Annotated in this window: 15 protein-coding genes; 11 read left to right on the top strand and 4 right to left on the bottom strand. The window is 68.9% G+C overall.

The window, feature by feature from the left end; translation table 11 throughout:
- Positions 1-24 precede the first annotated feature (24 nt).
- Positions 25-1143, bottom strand: a complete 1119-nt coding sequence (locus J2Y49_RS26465; protein WP_045583058.1) for an S-(hydroxymethyl)glutathione dehydrogenase/class III alcohol dehydrogenase — start codon at positions 1141-1143, stop codon at positions 25-27.
- A 165-nt stretch (positions 1144-1308) separates the two neighbouring features.
- Between J2Y49_RS26465 and J2Y49_RS26460 the strand changes: the two genes are divergently transcribed.
- Together J2Y49_RS26460 and J2Y49_RS26455 are read left to right on the top strand one after the other, a co-directional pair.
- Positions 1309-2208: a LysR family transcriptional regulator gene (locus tag J2Y49_RS26460; RefSeq protein WP_310118289.1), complete on the top strand. Its 900-nt coding sequence runs from the start codon at positions 1309-1311 to the stop codon at positions 2206-2208.
- 89 nt (positions 2209-2297) lie between these two features.
- Positions 2298-2837 carry a hypothetical protein gene (locus tag J2Y49_RS26455; protein WP_310118287.1) on the top strand — a complete coding sequence of 180 codons (540 nt, stop codon included), beginning with the start codon at positions 2298-2300 and terminating at the stop codon, positions 2835-2837.
- Positions 2838-2871: 34 nt separating this feature from the next.
- Here the strand turns inward: J2Y49_RS26455 and J2Y49_RS26450 are convergent, their stop codons facing one another.
- The 3 genes from J2Y49_RS26450 to J2Y49_RS26440 are packed head-to-tail and all read right to left on the bottom strand — an operon-like array spanning position 2872 to position 6436.
- Entirely contained in the window at positions 2872-3462 is a 591-nt protein-coding gene (locus J2Y49_RS26450) for a PqiC family protein (protein WP_310118285.1), read from the bottom strand.
- A 15-nt stretch (positions 3463-3477) separates the two neighbouring features.
- Positions 3478-5157, bottom strand: a complete 1680-nt coding sequence (locus J2Y49_RS26445; RefSeq protein ID WP_310118283.1) for an MlaD family protein — start codon at positions 5155-5157, stop codon at positions 3478-3480.
- Positions 5150-6436 carry a paraquat-inducible protein A gene (locus J2Y49_RS26440; RefSeq protein ID WP_310118281.1) on the bottom strand — a complete coding sequence of 429 codons (1287 nt, stop codon included), beginning with the start codon at positions 6434-6436 and terminating at the stop codon, positions 5150-5152. Before J2Y49_RS26440 ends, J2Y49_RS26445 begins: the two co-directional genes overlap by 8 nt.
- A 211-nt stretch (positions 6437-6647) precedes the next feature.
- On the opposite strand from J2Y49_RS26440, the gene J2Y49_RS26435 reads away from it, so the two are divergent.
- The 9 genes from J2Y49_RS26435 to J2Y49_RS26395 all read left to right on the top strand — a co-directional run bounded on the left by J2Y49_RS26435 (position 6648) and on the right by J2Y49_RS26395 (position 14404).
- Positions 6648-7490 (top strand): GntR family transcriptional regulator, encoded by an 843-nt coding sequence (locus J2Y49_RS26435; protein ID WP_310118280.1) that lies wholly within the window; start codon positions 6648-6650, stop codon positions 7488-7490.
- Positions 7491-7556: 66 nt separating this feature from the next.
- The gene (locus tag J2Y49_RS26430; protein WP_310118278.1) at positions 7557-8387 is read left to right on the top strand and encodes a transporter substrate-binding domain-containing protein; all 831 of its coding nucleotides are present in this window, start codon (positions 7557-7559) and stop codon (positions 8385-8387) included.
- A gap of 187 nt (positions 8388-8574) precedes the next feature.
- Entirely contained in the window at positions 8575-9222 is a 648-nt protein-coding gene (locus J2Y49_RS26425) for an amino acid ABC transporter permease (RefSeq protein ID WP_310118277.1), read from the top strand.
- Positions 9223-9226: 4 nt separating this feature from the next.
- On the top strand, positions 9227-9931 hold the full coding sequence (locus tag J2Y49_RS26420; RefSeq protein WP_149225857.1) for an amino acid ABC transporter permease: 705 nt from the start codon (positions 9227-9229) through the stop codon (positions 9929-9931).
- Complete coding sequence (locus J2Y49_RS26415) at positions 9931-10758, top strand: amino acid ABC transporter ATP-binding protein (RefSeq protein WP_310118274.1); 828 nt, start codon at positions 9931-9933, stop codon at positions 10756-10758. Before J2Y49_RS26420 ends, J2Y49_RS26415 begins: the two co-directional genes overlap by 1 nt.
- Positions 10759-11014: 256 nt before the next feature.
- The gene (locus J2Y49_RS26410) at positions 11015-11689 is read left to right on the top strand and encodes an ATP-binding cassette domain-containing protein (RefSeq protein WP_310118273.1); all 675 of its coding nucleotides are present in this window, start codon (positions 11015-11017) and stop codon (positions 11687-11689) included.
- Entirely contained in the window at positions 11689-12336 is a 648-nt protein-coding gene (locus J2Y49_RS26405) for an energy-coupling factor transporter transmembrane protein EcfT (RefSeq protein WP_310118271.1), read from the top strand. The genes J2Y49_RS26410 and J2Y49_RS26405 overlap by 1 nt, the downstream gene beginning before the upstream one ends.
- 27 nt (positions 12337-12363) lie before the next feature.
- Positions 12364-12912 (top strand): biotin transporter BioY, encoded by a 549-nt coding sequence (locus tag J2Y49_RS26400; protein WP_310118269.1) that lies wholly within the window; start codon positions 12364-12366, stop codon positions 12910-12912.
- Positions 12913-12937: 25 nt separating this feature from the next.
- Positions 12938-14404: an AMP-binding protein gene (locus tag J2Y49_RS26395; RefSeq protein ID WP_310118268.1), complete on the top strand. Its 1467-nt coding sequence runs from the start codon at positions 12938-12940 to the stop codon at positions 14402-14404.
- Positions 14405-14634 lie beyond the last annotated feature (230 nt).

Genomic DNA, 14634 nt, shown 5'->3' with positions numbered 1-14634 from the left:
GTCGTCATCTTACCGGCCGCCGCCTTACTGATTGTACAGGATGACCGAGCGGATGCTCTTGCCCTCATGCATCAGGTCGAAGGCATGGTTGATGTCCTCCAGCCCCATGGTGTGGGTGATGAAGGTGTCCAGCTCGAACTCGCCGCGCAGGTAGCGCTCCACATATTCCGGCAGCTCCGAGCGGCCCTTGACGCCGCCGAAGGCCGACCCGCGCCAGACGCGGCCGGTGACCAGCTGGAACGGACGGGTGGAGATCTCCTCGCCGGCGCCGGCGACGCCGATGATCACCGACTCGCCCCAGCCCTTGTGACAGCATTCCAGGGCGGCGCGCATGATCTTCACGTTGCCGATGCACTCGAAGCTGTAGTCGACGCCGCCATCGGTCATCTCCACCAGCACTTCCTGGATCGGGCGGTCGTAGTCCATCGGGTTGACGACGTCGGTGGCGCCCAGCTGCTTGGCGATCTCGAACTTCGACGGGTTGATGTCGATGCCGATGATGCGGCTGGCCTTCGCCATGGTGGCGCCGATGATGGCCGACAGGCCGATGCCGCCCAGGCCGAAGATGGCGACGGTCGAGCCCGGCTCCACCTTCGCCGTGTTCATCACCGCGCCCATGCCGGTGGTGACGCCGCAGCCCAGCAGGCAGACCTTCTCCAGCGGCGCCGCCTTGTTGATCTTGGCCAGCGCGATTTCCGGCAGAACCGTGTATTCGGAGAAGGTCGAGGTGCCCATGTAGTGGGCGATCTCCTTGCCCTTCAGCGAGAAGCGGCTGGTGCCGTCCGGCATCAGGCCCTTGCCCTGGGTCGCGCGGATCGCCTGGCACAGGTTGGTCTTGCCGGACAGGCAGAATTTGCACTTGCCGCATTCCGGCGTGTAGAGCGGGATCACATGATCGCCCACCGCCACGGAGGTGACGCCGGGGCCGACCTCCACCACCACGCCGCCACCTTCATGGCCGAGGATGCAGGGGAAGACGCCTTCCGAATCCTTGCCGGACAAGGTGTAGGCGTCGGTGTGGCAGACGCCGGTGGCGACGATGCGGACCATCACTTCGCCGGCCTTGGGCGCCGCGACCTCGACCTCCTCGATCTCCAGCGGACGGTTGGCTTCCCAGGCGACGGCGGCGCGTGACAGGACCATGTGGCTTTCCTTCCCGAGAACGGTTTGGCCAATGCGGATTGGCATTTGATTCCCGCAGTGTAGACCGCGACCGGTCATTGCCAGAACGGCGATTTCGGGAATAGATTTTTGCCGTATGGGGATAATGGCCGGACGGCCCTGGGAGAAAGCCCTGGGAGAAGGATGATGAGCGGCTGGGACGGCATAGACGAATTCGTGGCGGTGGCCGAAACCGGCAGCTTTTCCCGCGCGGCGGAGCGGCTGCGCGTCTCCTCCTCCCACGTCAGCCGCAGCGTTGCACGGCTGGAGGACCGGCTGCAGGCCCGCCTGTTCTACCGCACCACCCGCAAGGTCAGCCTGACGGAGAGCGGCCACGCCTTCCTCGCCCGCTGCCGGCGGCTGGCCGAACAGCGCGACGAGGCCATCCTCGCGGTGGGCGCGCTGCAGGGCGGCAGCGACGCAGAGGTGAAGGGGATGCTGCGCATGACCTGCGCCACCGCCTATGGCGAACAGTTCGTCATGCCGTTGATCAACGACCTGATGGAACTGCACCCGCAGCTGAGCATCGAGGTGGAGTTGACCAACCGGCAGCTCGATCTGGTGCAGGAGGGCTATGATCTGGCGATCCGCCTCGGCCGGCTCAGCGAATCGAGCATGGTGGCGACGCGCATCGCCCCGCGCGTCATGCATCTGTGCGCCGCACCGGCCTATCTGGACCGCCACGGCATCCCCGACAGCCTCGCAAGCCTCGGCAGCCACCAATGCCTGATCGGCACGTCGGATCATTGGCTGTTCGACGACAATGGGCAGGACTGGCTCTTCCGTCCGCGTGGCCGCTGGCGCTGCAACAGCGGCTTCTCCGTTCTGGACGCGGCGCTGCGCGGTTTCGGGCTGTGCCAGTTGCCGGACTATTACGTGCGCGGTCCGGTGGCGGAAGGGCGGCTGGTCTCCCTGCTGGACCGCCACCGGCCGCCCAACACCGCGGTCTGGGCGGTCTATCCGCAGAAGCGCCATGTGCCGCCCAAGGTCCACGCGGCGATCCGGCATCTGAAGGAAGGGCTGGCGCGGCGGGCGGAATACCGTTGAAGGCGGTTCGCCACAATGCAAATGCGAATGACTTGCATTATCATTTGAAACGCCCTACCCTCCGCCTGTTCCCCAGAGCGGAGTTCGCCATGCCCTCCATGTCGTCCCATCGCCGCGCCATGCCGGCCCGCGAGCGTTTCCAGGATCTGCACGCGGCGGAGGCGCTGGTCGTGTCCGTTCTGCGCCTGTGGGCCGAACCCCTGCGCGAGCCGGACCGCCAGCATCCGCATTGGCAGGACGGAATGACCGCGGCGGGCCTGTCCAACGACGCCGCGGTGGCATTCGACACGCTGATGCGCATCGTTCTGGCGGCGACCACCCGTCCGCTGGACCTGCACCGGCCGCCCTGCCCATCGCTCGGCATCGACGAGGCGCTGCTGCTCGACATGCTGCGGCTGGCCCAGCAGGGGCAGCATGGCGAGGCCGGCCTGCTGATGAACGACTGGCTGCCGCTGCCGGGCGTGCGGATGGCGATGGCGCCGCTCTGTGTCCTGGCCTCCGCCCTCACCCGTGCCGGATTGCAGATGCCCGACCCGGACGCGGAGGATTTGCGACCCCATCGGACCGTGGCCGATCGCATGGACCGCCCCCGCCCGACGGCCGACCGCGGCGCCACCCTGCTTCACTGAAGAGACGCCGCTCCGGGAGAGCGCGCCGTCTTTCTCAGCGGCGCACCCCGGCGGCGATGCGGTCGGCGAGGGTCGCGACCGCCTGGCTCATCGCCCGCACCAGGGCATCCGGCTCGGCGCTGGCGGCGGGGATTTCCACCGTCTCGCGCGACGGGCCGCTCTTCCGTGCGCCGCCGGACTGCGACAGGCTCCATTGCGCGTCGAGCACCACCCGGCCGCCGACGTCGGCGTCGAATCGCAGAACGGTGACGGCCAGCACCGCCGTGCCCTCCCCCACTGCGCTGCCGGCCACCGGCAGGACGGTCACGCCCGGCAGGCGCGCCGCCAAGTCGCCGGCCAGGGTGGATCGCAGCCCGTCGGCCAGCGGTTCGGCCCAGCGGTCGAACTCCAGCGCTTCCACCCGGTTGCCATCGATGCGCCGGACGATCTGCGGCCGGTCGACCAGCATCGGCAGGTCCAGCGATCCCAATGCCAAGGTCTGGGGTGCGGTGCGGACCGGCTGCGTCGCCGCGGCCGGCGGCACCACGGCCAGCGTGTAGAGCCGGCTTTCCGGCGTCGACTGGCAGGCAGCCAGCACCAGCAAAGGCAGGACCATCGCCGCCGCCCGCACCCGTCCCATCGCCATTCCTTCCCCCATCCCCTACGGTCTCTTGCCCCGGAGCAGTGCCTCCGGGTGACGTTCCAGATAGTCGGCCAGCACGCGGAAGGACCGCGCGGCGTCGTTCAACTGCCGCATCACCCCCGCCAGATCGGCCTGCCCGCCGCCACCGCCCAGCAGCCCGTTGGCACTGTTCAGCGTTCCCTGCGCCGCCGTCGCCACCCCGCGCAGGCTCTTCACCAGCTCCGGCAGCTGGCGGTCAGCATCGCGCATCAACGCGTCGGCGCTGCCCAGCGCCTTGGCGAGGGCCGCCAGGGAACGCGCGAGATCCGGCGACCCGGCCAGCCCGCCGACCGACTGCAGGGTGCCGCGCAGGTCGGCGATCAACGCGTCCAGCGGCAATGCTGAGACCTTCTCCATCACCACGCCTGCCGACGCCATGATCGAATCGAGATCGCTGGACGCCACCGTCGGGAGTTCCGACCGTTCGGACCCCGGCGAAGGCGGCACGCCCGGCGCATAGTCGAACGACACCAGCTTCTGCCCGGTCAGCAGGTTTCCGGACGCCAGACGGGCGCGCAGTCCCTTGTCCACCTGGGTGGCAATCAGCTTGCGCACCGTCGCCTCGTCCATCGGCCGGCCATCGACGACGGAATAGGTCCGGGCGACGAGATCGGGCTCGAAATCGATGTCGACGGGAATGCGCAGTTCCTGCGTCGCCTCGTCATACTCCAGCCGGACGGCGGCCACATGCCCGACCGTCAGCCCGCGCATCAGCACCGGCGCCCCCGCCTGCAGTCCCTGAACCGAACCGGGGAACTCCAGCCGGTAGCGCACGCGCAGCCGGTCCCGTGCTGCGGCGGCCGTCGCCTGATCTTCGTAGAGGGTGAAGGTCGACCAGTCCTTCGCCTGCTCCCCGGCCTCCGGATCGGGCGGGGTTTCCAGAACCACGCCGCCCAGCGCCAGCGTTTTGAGCGACTCGGTCTGGAACTTGAGACCCTCGGCCCCGGCGGTGAACTGAACGCCCGACGACCGCCAGAACCGGCTGCCCTCGTGCACCAGCCCCTCGTAGGGCGCGCGGATGAAGATGGAGACCGACACCGTGCGGTCCTGCGGCGACAGGTTGTAGCCCATCACCTCGCCCACCTGGACGCCGCGGAAATAGACCGGGGAGCCCTGCGCCAGCGATCCCAGCTGTTCCGCCTTCAAGGAGAAGCTGCGGCCCGGCACGTCGGCACGGATCACCGGCGGTTCGTCCAGCGCGTCGAACTCGCTCCGGTCCTCGCCGCCGCCGGGTTCCATCTCCACATAGGTGCCGGACACCACGGTGCTCAATCCCGAGACCCCGCCCAGACTGAGGCGCGGCGCCACCATCCAGAAGCGGGTTCCCTCCTTCAGGTGGCGGCCGGCGGTGCGGTCCATGCGGGCGGTGGCGATCACCTGGGACAGGTCGTCGGACAGGCGGACCGACTCGATCACGCCGAGATCGACGTTCTTGTGCTTGATCCGCGTCCGCCCGGCCTCCAGCCCGTCGCCGGACTGGAAGGTGATGACGATCTGCGGGCCGCGGTCCTCCAGCCAGCGCCAGCCGAGCCAACCGGCGATCAGCGCCGCCACCAGCGGCAGCAGCCACAGCAAGGACAGCCTGCGGCGCGTCGACACCTCGACCTCCGGCGGGTGCGGCGGTGTAGCGGGAGGCGGCGGCTGGCCGGCGTCAGTCATGCCGCACCCCGTCCGCCCGGTCCCACATCACGCGCGGGTCGAAGACGTGGCTTGCCAGCATGGTCAGGATGACCACGGCGGCGAAGGCGATGGCGCCGGAATCGGCGCGGACGGAGGCGACGGCGCCGAACTGCACCAGTGCCGTGAGGATGGCGATCATGAATACGTCCACATTGGACCAGCGCCCGATGGCGTCGATGAAACGGTAGAGCCGGGTCCGACCCTGCAGCCGCGCGGCCGATCCGCGCCAAGTGGCAACGACGAACCACGCCAGTCCGCCCAGTTTCAGGAGCGGCACCGCGATGCTGGCGACGAAGACCAGCAGGGCCAGCGGCCACATGCCGGACCCGGCCAGTTCGCCCACCCCGCCCAGGATCGTGCTGGGATCGCCCTGGCCGAAATTGACGACGGTCATCACCGGCAGCAGGTTGGCCGGCACGTAGAGGATGGCGCTGGTCGCCACCAGCGCCGTGGTCCGTCCCAGGCTGTCGGGCTCCCGCACATGCATGCGGCTGCCGCAGCGGGTGCAGCGGTGCGGCGCGGGCTGATGGTCGTGGCCGTGGACCCGCTGGCAGACCGGGCAGGCGACCCAGAGTTGCGGGGACGGTGAAGGATCTGCAGGCACGTGGTCGATGGCCGACCACAGCGCCCGGCGGTCGAGCCCCTGGTCCATCGCGGTGATCGCCAGCACATAGCCGCCGAGCGCCAGCCCGCCGGTCAACAGTTCCGCATTGGCGAATCCGTACAGCTTGGAATAGCCGACCAGCAGGCCGAGCAGGAAGACGTCCAGCATCGCCCAGGGGCGCAGGGTCTCGGTCAGGGCGAACAGCCGGGCGGTCGAACGCGGCGATTCCGGCGGGCGCCCCCCGTGCAGGCGGAGCAGCACGGCGATCACCCCCACCACGCGGACCACCGGCGCACCCAGCACCAGCAGCCCGACCAGCAGCGACAGCGGCCACATCCCCTGGTCGGCCAGCGCCTCCAGCCCGGTGGTGACCAGACCGGCGCGGTCGTTGCCCTGGATATGCACCGCCATCAGCGGATTGACAGCGATCAGTCCCAGCAGCAGCAGCGCAGTCAGCGCCATGGGCAGGGCATGATGCACCCCGCCCGCCACATGCCGGTACAGCAGCGCGCCGCACCGGGTGCAGACGGCCCGGCCGCCGCGGGGCAACTCACGGACACGGTGAAGCCGCCCGCAATCCGGACATCCGACCAGATCGTCCCGCGCGGTTGCCGGATTCCCGCTCAACCCGAACTTGCCCTGCCATCTCCACATGCACGCGCTCGAACCGACCTTAATGCAAATCCCACACTCCAATTGGCTTTTTCAGTCAGTTGCGCAAGCCCCGGCGAACGGGGTAGGCGGTTTTCCGCCGCATTGCAGCAATACCGACTGCCTGACCGGGAATTGGCGATTGACCGTAAGATTATGTACATACATTATCGCCGAAACGTCACATCGCGGCGCGGAGAGCGGGGTGCAGGGGGTGGCACGGCAAGGCCTGACCGGACAGGACCGCGTTGGCGGACCGGCACCCACGCCGGCCGGCGCCCCGCGGGATGACCTTTCCCCCAACGGCCTCTCCCTTGACGGCCTCACCCTCGACGGCCGCGGCGCGCTGTTCGACCAGATCAAGCGCGCCGTTGCCGGGCAGATCCTGCGGGGACGCTGGCAGGCCGGCCAACGCCTCCCCAACGAGGCGGAGTTGTCGAACCTCTACGGCGTCTCCCGCCAGACCGTGCACAAGGCCATCGCATTGCTGGCGCGGGAGGGATTCCTCGTCCGCCGCCGCCGTGCCGGGACCTTCGTCGCCACCGGCCGCCGCGACCGCTTCGCCCTGCCCATCGAGGACATCGGCGACGTCGTCGCGCGGGAGGGCCGTGTTTACGAGTTCCGCATCCGCGAACGCAAGAGCCTTCGTAACGGACAGGGCATCCGCTGGCCCGACCTGCCCGACGGTGCGCCGATCCTGGCGTTGGAGTGCCTGCATTTCAGCGACGGAACGCCGATCCAGCACGAACGGCGCCTCGTCAACCTCGACGCCGTTCCGGAAGTGGCGGAGGAACCGTTCGACAGCGTGGCGCCCAGCCGCTGGCTGGTCGACCGGGTTCCCTGGTCGTCGGCCGACCACACGGTGCGCGCGGTCAACGCCACGGCGGAGATGGCGGCGCTGCTGGGGGTGGAGGCCGGGGCTGCCTGCCTGTCGATCCGGCGGCAGACCATGCATCTGAGCCGGCCGGTGACTCTGGTACATTTCCTCTCGGTCGGCGACCGGTTCAGCCTCAGCGGCTCGTCGATCACCGACAGTGCGACCGAGTTGAATTTGTAAACACAAAAGGACCGGCTACAGTCGGCCGGCCACGACAGGGGACCACTCACGATGGAGAGCAAGGGTATGGTTCGGACGATGTTCAAGGCGGCGCTGCTCGGCGCCACTCTGCTGGTGACCGGTGCCGCCACCGGCTCGGCGATGGCCGACACGCTGGCCGACGTGAAGAAGGCCGGTGTCCTCACCGTCGCCACCGAGATGCAGTTCCCGCCCTTCGACTTCCTGGAGAACAACGAATATAAGGGCGTCGACCGCGACCTGATCGACGAGGTGGCGAAGGAGCTGGGCGTCAAGGCCAAGCACATCGACCTGCCCTGGACCAGCGTCCTGCCCGGCCTGGAAGCCAAGAAGTTCGATCTGGTCATCGCCCCGGTGACGATCACGAAGGAGCGCATGAAGCGCTACGCCTTCACCGTTCCGATCTCCGAGGCGACGGCCGCGATGATGAAGCGCGCCGACGACAAGACCATCAACAAGCCGGAAGACATCGCCGGCAAGAAGGTCGGCGGCGGCAAGGGCACCTCGCAGCTGGCGCAGGTCAAGGAATTCGGCCAGACCCTGCCGACTCCGCCGGACGTGCGCGAATATGTCGACAGCAACCAGTCCTACGCCGATCTGGCCGCCGGCCGCATCGACGCCTCGGTCAACTCGCTGCCGAACCTCGCCTTCGCCGCCGCCCAGCGCAAGGAAACCTTCGCCGTCGTCCTGCCGCCCTTCGGCAAGCCCTCCTACTTCTCCTGGGTCGGCCGTCTGGACGAGAACGACAAGAGCCTGATCGAGGCGGTCAATGCCGCTCTCGTGAAGATCCAGAAGGACGGCCGCATGGCGACCATCCAGAAGAAGTGGTTCGGCGTCTCGCAGGAACTGCCGACCACCGTTCCGGAACCGCAGCTGTAAGGGGCCATGACCTTCCCTCTCCCGCCCCGGGAGAGGGAGGGGACCCACGAAGTGGGGAGGGTGAGGGGCAATCCGAACATGGATTCTCTAACCCTCGCATCACCCCTCACCCTTCCCAAGCTCTGCTTGGGCCCCTTCCCTCTCCCGGGGCGGGAGAGGGACAGGATTGTTCGACGAAGGCCCATCCATGAAGTTCAGCGTCATCATCGACGCCCTTCCCCATCTGCTGGGGGCGGCCGTCACGACCGTCTGGGTCTCGCTGCTCGGCGTGCTGCTGGGGCAGGTGATCGGCCTTGCCGTCTGCGTGGCGCGGCAGTCCGGCGGCCGGGCGGCGGACATGGCCGGCGGCGTCTATGTCAGCTTCTTCCGCGGCGTGCCGCTGCTGATCCAGCTTCTGCTGATCTACTACATGCTGCCGCTGATCGGCATCGACGTGCCGCCGCTGGTCGCCTCCATCGCCGCTCTCGGCCTCGCATCGGGCGCCTATGTGTCCGAGATCTACCGCGGCGCGCTGAATGCCGTCCCGCACGGCCAGTCGGAAGCGGCGCTGGCGCTGGGCTTCCCCGGATCGTCGATCTGGACGCGCATCCTGCTGCCGCAGGCCTTCCGCATCTCGGTGCCGGCCCTGGTGAACGAACTGATCCTGCTGCTGAAGGCATCTTCGCTGATCTCCGTCGTCGGGGTGGCGGAGCTGACGCGGACCAGCCAGACCATTTCGGCCGCCAACTACCGACCGCTTGAGATTTACCTCGCGGCCGGCGTCATCTATCTGGCTATCAACGGCGCGCTGGCCCTGTTCGGCACGCTGGTCGAACGCCGCCTGCAACAGGCCTGATCCGATGTTGGACCTCTCCCTTCTCGTCCAGTACGGCCCGGCGCTGCTGCGCGGCTTCGGCGTCACCATCCTGTGCTGGGGCGCAGGCTGTCTCATCGGCATGGTGCTGGGCTTCATCCTGATGCTGCTGCGCCAAATCCCGGTGAAGCCGCTGCGCTGGGTCATCCGCGCCTATATCGAGGTGATCCGCGGCACGCCCTTCCTGATCCAACTGTTCCTGCTCTACAGCGGCGGCCCGTCCATCGGCCTGCGGCTGGAGGCGACGGCGGCCGGCATCCTCGGCCTCGGCATCTACGGCAGCGCCTATTTCGCCGAGATCTTCCGCGCCGGCTATCAGGCGGTGCCGAAGGGGCAGGTGGAGGCGGCGCTCAGCCTCGGCATGTCCTACGGCTCGATCCTGCGCCGGGTGATCGTGCCGGCCATGCTGGTGTCGACCATCCCGTCCATCGTCAACATGATGGCGATCCTGACCAAGGAGACGGTGGTGCTGTCGATCATCACCGTACCCGAACTGATGTACGAGATGCAGACGATGGCGGCGGAGACCTTCGCCACCTTCGAGACCATCGTCGGCATGGCGCTGTTCTACTGGCTGCTGGTGGAGGTGGTGTCGCGCCTGGGCCGCCGGCTGGAGGCCCGCGTCACCCGTTTCCTGACCCATGCGTCGCCGCAGGGATCCTCGACCCAGACCGCAACAGCGAGGGCGTGATGACCACCGTTTCCGAAACCGCCACCTCGCCCCGTTCCGCCACCGCCGGCGATGCCGCGCCGATGGTCTCCATCCGCGGCGTCAGCAAGAGCTTCGGCACCAACGAGGTGCTGCGCGACATCGACCTGACCGTCAACAAGTCGGAGGTCGTCTGCCTGATCGGCCCCAGCGGGTCGGGCAAGAGCACGCTGCTGCGCTGCGTCAACTTCCTGGAGGTCTACGACCGCGGCGAGATCCGTATCGAAGGCAAGCTGGTCGGCTACACCGAAGAGACGCCGCGCCGCCGCCTGTCGAACCGCGACCTGCGGGATCTGCGGCGCAACGTCGGCATGGTGTTTCAGCAGTTCAACCTGTGGCCCCACATGACGGCGCTGGAGAATGTGGCCGAAGCCCTGGTGCAGGTCCGCGGCATGGACAAGGCCGCAGCATCCGCCCACGCCCGCCGGATGCTGGACCGCGTCGGTCTGTCCGCCAAGGCCGACAGCTATCCCGCCCGCCTGTCCGGCGGCCAGCAGCAACGCGTCGCCATCGCCCGTGTCATCGCGATGGAACCCCACCTGATGCTGTTCGACGAGCCGACCTCCGCCCTTGATCCCGAACTGGTGGGCGAGGTGCTGCAGGTCATGCGCGATCTGGCCGCCGACGGCATGACCATGGTGGTGGTGACGCACGAGATGGGCTTCGCCGCCAACGTCGCCGACAAGGTGGCCTTCCTCGACCACGGCCGCATCGCCGCCTTCGGCACCCCGCGCGAGGTCTTCCACGAATCCACGGAACCGCGGGTGCAGCAGTTCCTGCAGACGTACCATGAGCGGAACAGCTTCTAAGTTCTTGCAGTGCACCACCTGGCATTGCCCCCTCCCTTCCCATGCTGACGCATGGACCCCTCCCCTCCCCCGCTTCGCGGGAGAGGGTGGATTTGCGTTATAGCGGCAGTCCCCTCTCCCGCGGAGCGGGGGAGGGTTAGGGAGGGGGCATAAGTTGCGAATTTGGCAACTTCCCCCCTGGCACGCGCTTCATATACTCGCTAAGAACCTTTCGCATGCGCAACAGAACTGCAACGCGAAAGCTCGCTCCCCGTCGATGATCGAACTCCGGTCCGTTACTCACGCCTATGGCGACCGTCCCGTCCTGCACGACCTGTCGCTCCGGCTGACGGAGCGGCGCATCGCCATTCTCGGCGGCAACGGGTCGGGCAAGAGCACGCTGGCGCGGTTGCTGAACGGGCTGATCGTGCCGAGCGCCGGCAGCGTCGCCGTCGACGGGCTCGACACGCGAACCGAGGGGCGCGCGGTGCGTCGGCGGGTCGGCTTCGTCTTCCAGAATCCCGATACCCAGATCGTCTATCCGACGGTGGAGGAGGACATCGCCTTCGGGTTGAAGGCGCGCAAGCTGCCGAAGGACGAGATCGCCCGCCGCGTCGCCGGGGCGCTGGAGCGCTACGGCCTCGACCGCTACCGCCACCAGCCTGCCCACCAGATGAGCGGCGGCGAGAAGCAACTGCTGGCCATCGCCGGGGTGCTGGTGCTGGAACCGGCCTATGTGATCTTCGACGAGCCGACGACGCTGCTCGACCTGCGCAACCGCCGCAAGGTGATCGAACTGCTGCGCGGACTGCCGCAGACGGTGATCGTCGTCACCCATGACCTGGACATGGTGAAGGACTTCGACCGGGCGCTGGTGCTGGAGGAGGGCCGCGTCGTTGCCGACGGCCCGCCGGCAGAGACGGTGCCGGCCTATATCGAGCGGCTCGGCTGATGCTGGGGCTCTACCTGCATCGGGAGTCGGTCATCCACCGCCTGCCGGCGGGGGCGAAGCTGGGCGGGCTGCTGTTGGTGACCGTCGTCGTGCTGGCGCTGCCCGGTGCCTGGGGGGCAGCAGCCGCCGGGCTGATCGGTGCCGCGGTGCTGGCTGCGGCGAAGCTGCCCACCGGGCGGGTGCTGAAGGAGCTGCGGGCGCCGGTCGTCATGCTGACCCTGCTGTTCGGCTTCCAGGCCCTGCTGTCCGGCGGCGGGTGGGAGGAAACCGCGGTCGCCGTCGCCCGTTTCGCCGCCCTGATCCTGCTGGCGACCCTGGTCACGCTGACCACCCGCGTCATGGACATGGTCGACCTGTTCGAGCGGCTGTTCGGCCTGCTGCGCCCGGTCGGGGTCAACCCGGCCAAGATGGCGCTGATGCTGGCGCTGACCATCCGCTTCATCCCCCTGCTGGGCGAGCAGGTGCGCGAGGTGCGGATGGCCCAGCGCGCCCGCGGGGTCGAGCGCAACATAGCCGCCCTGTTCGTTCCGCTGCTGGTCAAGATCCTCACCATGGCCGATGATCTGACCGCCGCACTTGAGGCGCGCGGCTACGATCCGGCAGACTCCGGATCACAAGCCGCAACAAAGAACAGTACACAACGATAACGTCACCAGCCGAAGGAAGCGTCCGCAATGCTGTCCACCCGCGACCTCGTTCTCTGCGCCCTGTTCGCCGCCCTTCTGGGCGGGCTCGGCATGGCGCCGCCGATCCCGCTCGGCTTCCTGCCGGTGCCGGTCACCGCGCAGACGCTGGGCGTCATGCTGGCCGGCACCATCCTGGGCGCCAAGCGCGGCGGCATCGCAGCATTGCTGTTCGTGCTGCTGGTGGCCGCGGGCCTGCCGCTGCTGGCGGGCGGGCGTGGCGGCATCGGTGTGCTGATGGGGCCGACCGGCGGTTTCGTGCTGTCCTGGCCGGTCGCCGCCTTCGTCACCGGCTGGCTGGCGGAGCGCTTCGCCACCAACGCCAACCCGATCCGGCTGTTCGCCGTCAGCGTCGTCGGCGGCATCCTGGTCGTCTATGCCGGCGGCATTCCCTGGCTGTGGCTGGTCGCCGGCCTGCCGATCGAGAAGGCCGTCTTCGGCTCGCTGGCCTTCGTGCCGGGCGACCTGATCAAGGCCGGTATCGCCGCCGTGGCCGCGGCCGGCGTCCGCCGCGCCGGCATCCTGCCGATCCATGCCTGAGAGAATGGCGACCGATCGACCGTCCTTGAGCATTGGCTATCTTGGGGCGGACAACCTCGCCCGCCCCTTCGCGCTGGCCGCCGGGCGCAGCCCTGACCATCCCGCCCTGGTGTTCGATGGCGTCGCCATGTCCTATGCTGCCCTGTTGGATCAGGCGCGGCGGACCGGAGCCGGAGTGGCCGCCTTGCGGGCAGGGGGTGAGCCGCCGCGCGTGGCGCTCAGCCTGGGCAACCGTGCAGAGCTGCCGGCGCTGTTCTTCGGCATCGTCGCGGCCGGCGGGATCGTCGGGCTGTTCGACCCGAAATGGAGCGCGGCGCAGACCGTCGCCGCGCTCGAAACCTTCCGTCCCGACCTGCACCTGACGACGGAGACCGCCGCCGCCTGGATCGCCGGACAGCCGGCGGACTGGCGTATTCCGGCGGTCGACCCGAGGACGCCTTTTCTGGTCGGCTTCACTTCCGGCACCACCGGGCGGCCGAAGGCTTTCATCCGCAATCAGGGGTCGTGGCTGGCGACGCTGGAGGCGAGCCGGGTGGAGTTCGGCATCGGGCCGGACGATGTCGTGCTGGTGCCGGGGCCGCTCGTCCACGGCCTCGGCCTCTATGGCGCGGTGGAAGGGCTGTCGGCCGGCGCTACGATCCGCGTGCAGCCGAAGTTCGACGCCTCAGACGCGGCGGCGCAGTTGGCCGAGTGCGATGTCACCACGCTGGTGCTGGTGCCGACGATGCTGGTCGGCATCCTCGACGCGGCGGAACGCGAAGGCCGGCATTTCCCCAACCTGCGCCGGGTGATCTGCTCCGGCGCGAAGCTGGCGCCGGCGGTGCATGACCGGCTGGCGGCGCTGTGCCCCGATGCCGCGGTGCTGGAATATTACGGCGCATCGGAACTGAGCTTCGTCAGTCTTCGCTCGTCGCACGAGAACGCTCCGGCGGACAGCGTCGGCCGGCCCTTCCACGGGGTGGAGCTGAGCCTGCGCGACGATGACGGCACCCCGGTGGAGCGCGGCCGGCCCGGCACCGTCTGGGTGCGGAGCGGCATGCTGAGCGACGGCTATCTCGGCACCACCGACGGCGCCGGCTATCGCGAGCGGGACGGCTGGGGCACGGTCGGCGATTACGGCTGGATCGATGGCGAGGGCTGGCTGCGGCTGGTCGGACGGGCCGGCGACATGGTCATCACCGGTGGCCTGAACGTCTACCCGGCGGAGGTCGAAGCGGCCTTGCGCGCCCATCCCGCGGTTGCGGAGGCGGTGGTGTTCGGCCTGCCCGATCCCTATTGGGGCGACGCCCTGTCCGCCGTGGTCTGGTGGCGCGGATCCCGACGCGCATCGCTGACGGAGCTGCGCGGCTGGTGCCAGGAGCGGCTGGAGGCATACAAGGCGCCGCGGCGCGTCTTCGCGGCGGCCGACATGCCCCTGACCGGCAGCGGCAAGATCGCCCGCTCCGATGTGCGCGAGCGGGCGAAGACCGGCGGGCTGGAGGTGGTGGAGTGACAGTCGTGCGTCGACTTAACCGACCCGACGCCAATCCCCCTCCCCCGCCCAGCGGGGGAGGGCCGGGGTGGGGGGAAGCGCCGGATCAGCCGAAGAGATCCAAGCTGCGGAGCCCCCCCCCCCCAAACCACAACCCCCGGGGGGGGGGGGGAGCGGGGGGGGACCCCCCCGTGCCCCGCCCCAAAACGTCGGCGCCCCGCGCCCCCCCCGGCGGCGCCACCGCCGGGGCC

It is taken from the genome of Azospirillum sp. BE72 (assembly GCF_031455875.1).
Lineage (GTDB): Bacteria > Pseudomonadota > Alphaproteobacteria > Azospirillales > Azospirillaceae > Azospirillum.
The sequence above is the reverse complement of the archived record's forward strand: the minus strand, read 5'-3'. Positions and strand labels throughout refer to the sequence as shown.

Coding starts and splice junctions, on each gene's coding strand:
- J2Y49_RS26465 (WP_045583058.1), bottom strand. CDS start 1,143: ATGGTCCTGTCACGCGCCGCCGTCGCCTGGGAAGCCAACCGTCCGCTG.
- J2Y49_RS26460 (WP_310118289.1), top strand. CDS start 1,309: ATGAGCGGCTGGGACGGCATAGACGAATTCGTGGCGGTGGCCGAAACC.
- J2Y49_RS26455 (WP_310118287.1), top strand. CDS start 2,298: ATGCCCTCCATGTCGTCCCATCGCCGCGCCATGCCGGCCCGCGAGCGT.
- J2Y49_RS26450 (WP_310118285.1), bottom strand. CDS start 3,462: ATGGCGATGGGACGGGTGCGGGCGGCGGCGATGGTCCTGCCTTTGCTG.
- J2Y49_RS26445 (WP_310118283.1), bottom strand. CDS start 5,157: ATGACTGACGCCGGCCAGCCGCCGCCTCCCGCTACACCGCCGCACCCG.
- J2Y49_RS26440 (WP_310118281.1), bottom strand. CDS start 6,436: ATGTGGAGATGGCAGGGCAAGTTCGGGTTGAGCGGGAATCCGGCAACC.
- J2Y49_RS26430 (WP_310118278.1), top strand. CDS start 7,557: ATGGTTCGGACGATGTTCAAGGCGGCGCTGCTCGGCGCCACTCTGCTG.
- J2Y49_RS26425 (WP_310118277.1), top strand. CDS start 8,575: ATGAAGTTCAGCGTCATCATCGACGCCCTTCCCCATCTGCTGGGGGCG.
- J2Y49_RS26420 (WP_149225857.1), top strand. CDS start 9,227: ATGTTGGACCTCTCCCTTCTCGTCCAGTACGGCCCGGCGCTGCTGCGC.
- J2Y49_RS26415 (WP_310118274.1), top strand. CDS start 9,931: ATGACCACCGTTTCCGAAACCGCCACCTCGCCCCGTTCCGCCACCGCC.
- J2Y49_RS26410 (WP_310118273.1), top strand. CDS start 11,015: ATGATCGAACTCCGGTCCGTTACTCACGCCTATGGCGACCGTCCCGTC.
- J2Y49_RS26405 (WP_310118271.1), top strand. CDS start 11,689: ATGCTGGGGCTCTACCTGCATCGGGAGTCGGTCATCCACCGCCTGCCG.
- J2Y49_RS26400 (WP_310118269.1), top strand. CDS start 12,364: ATGCTGTCCACCCGCGACCTCGTTCTCTGCGCCCTGTTCGCCGCCCTT.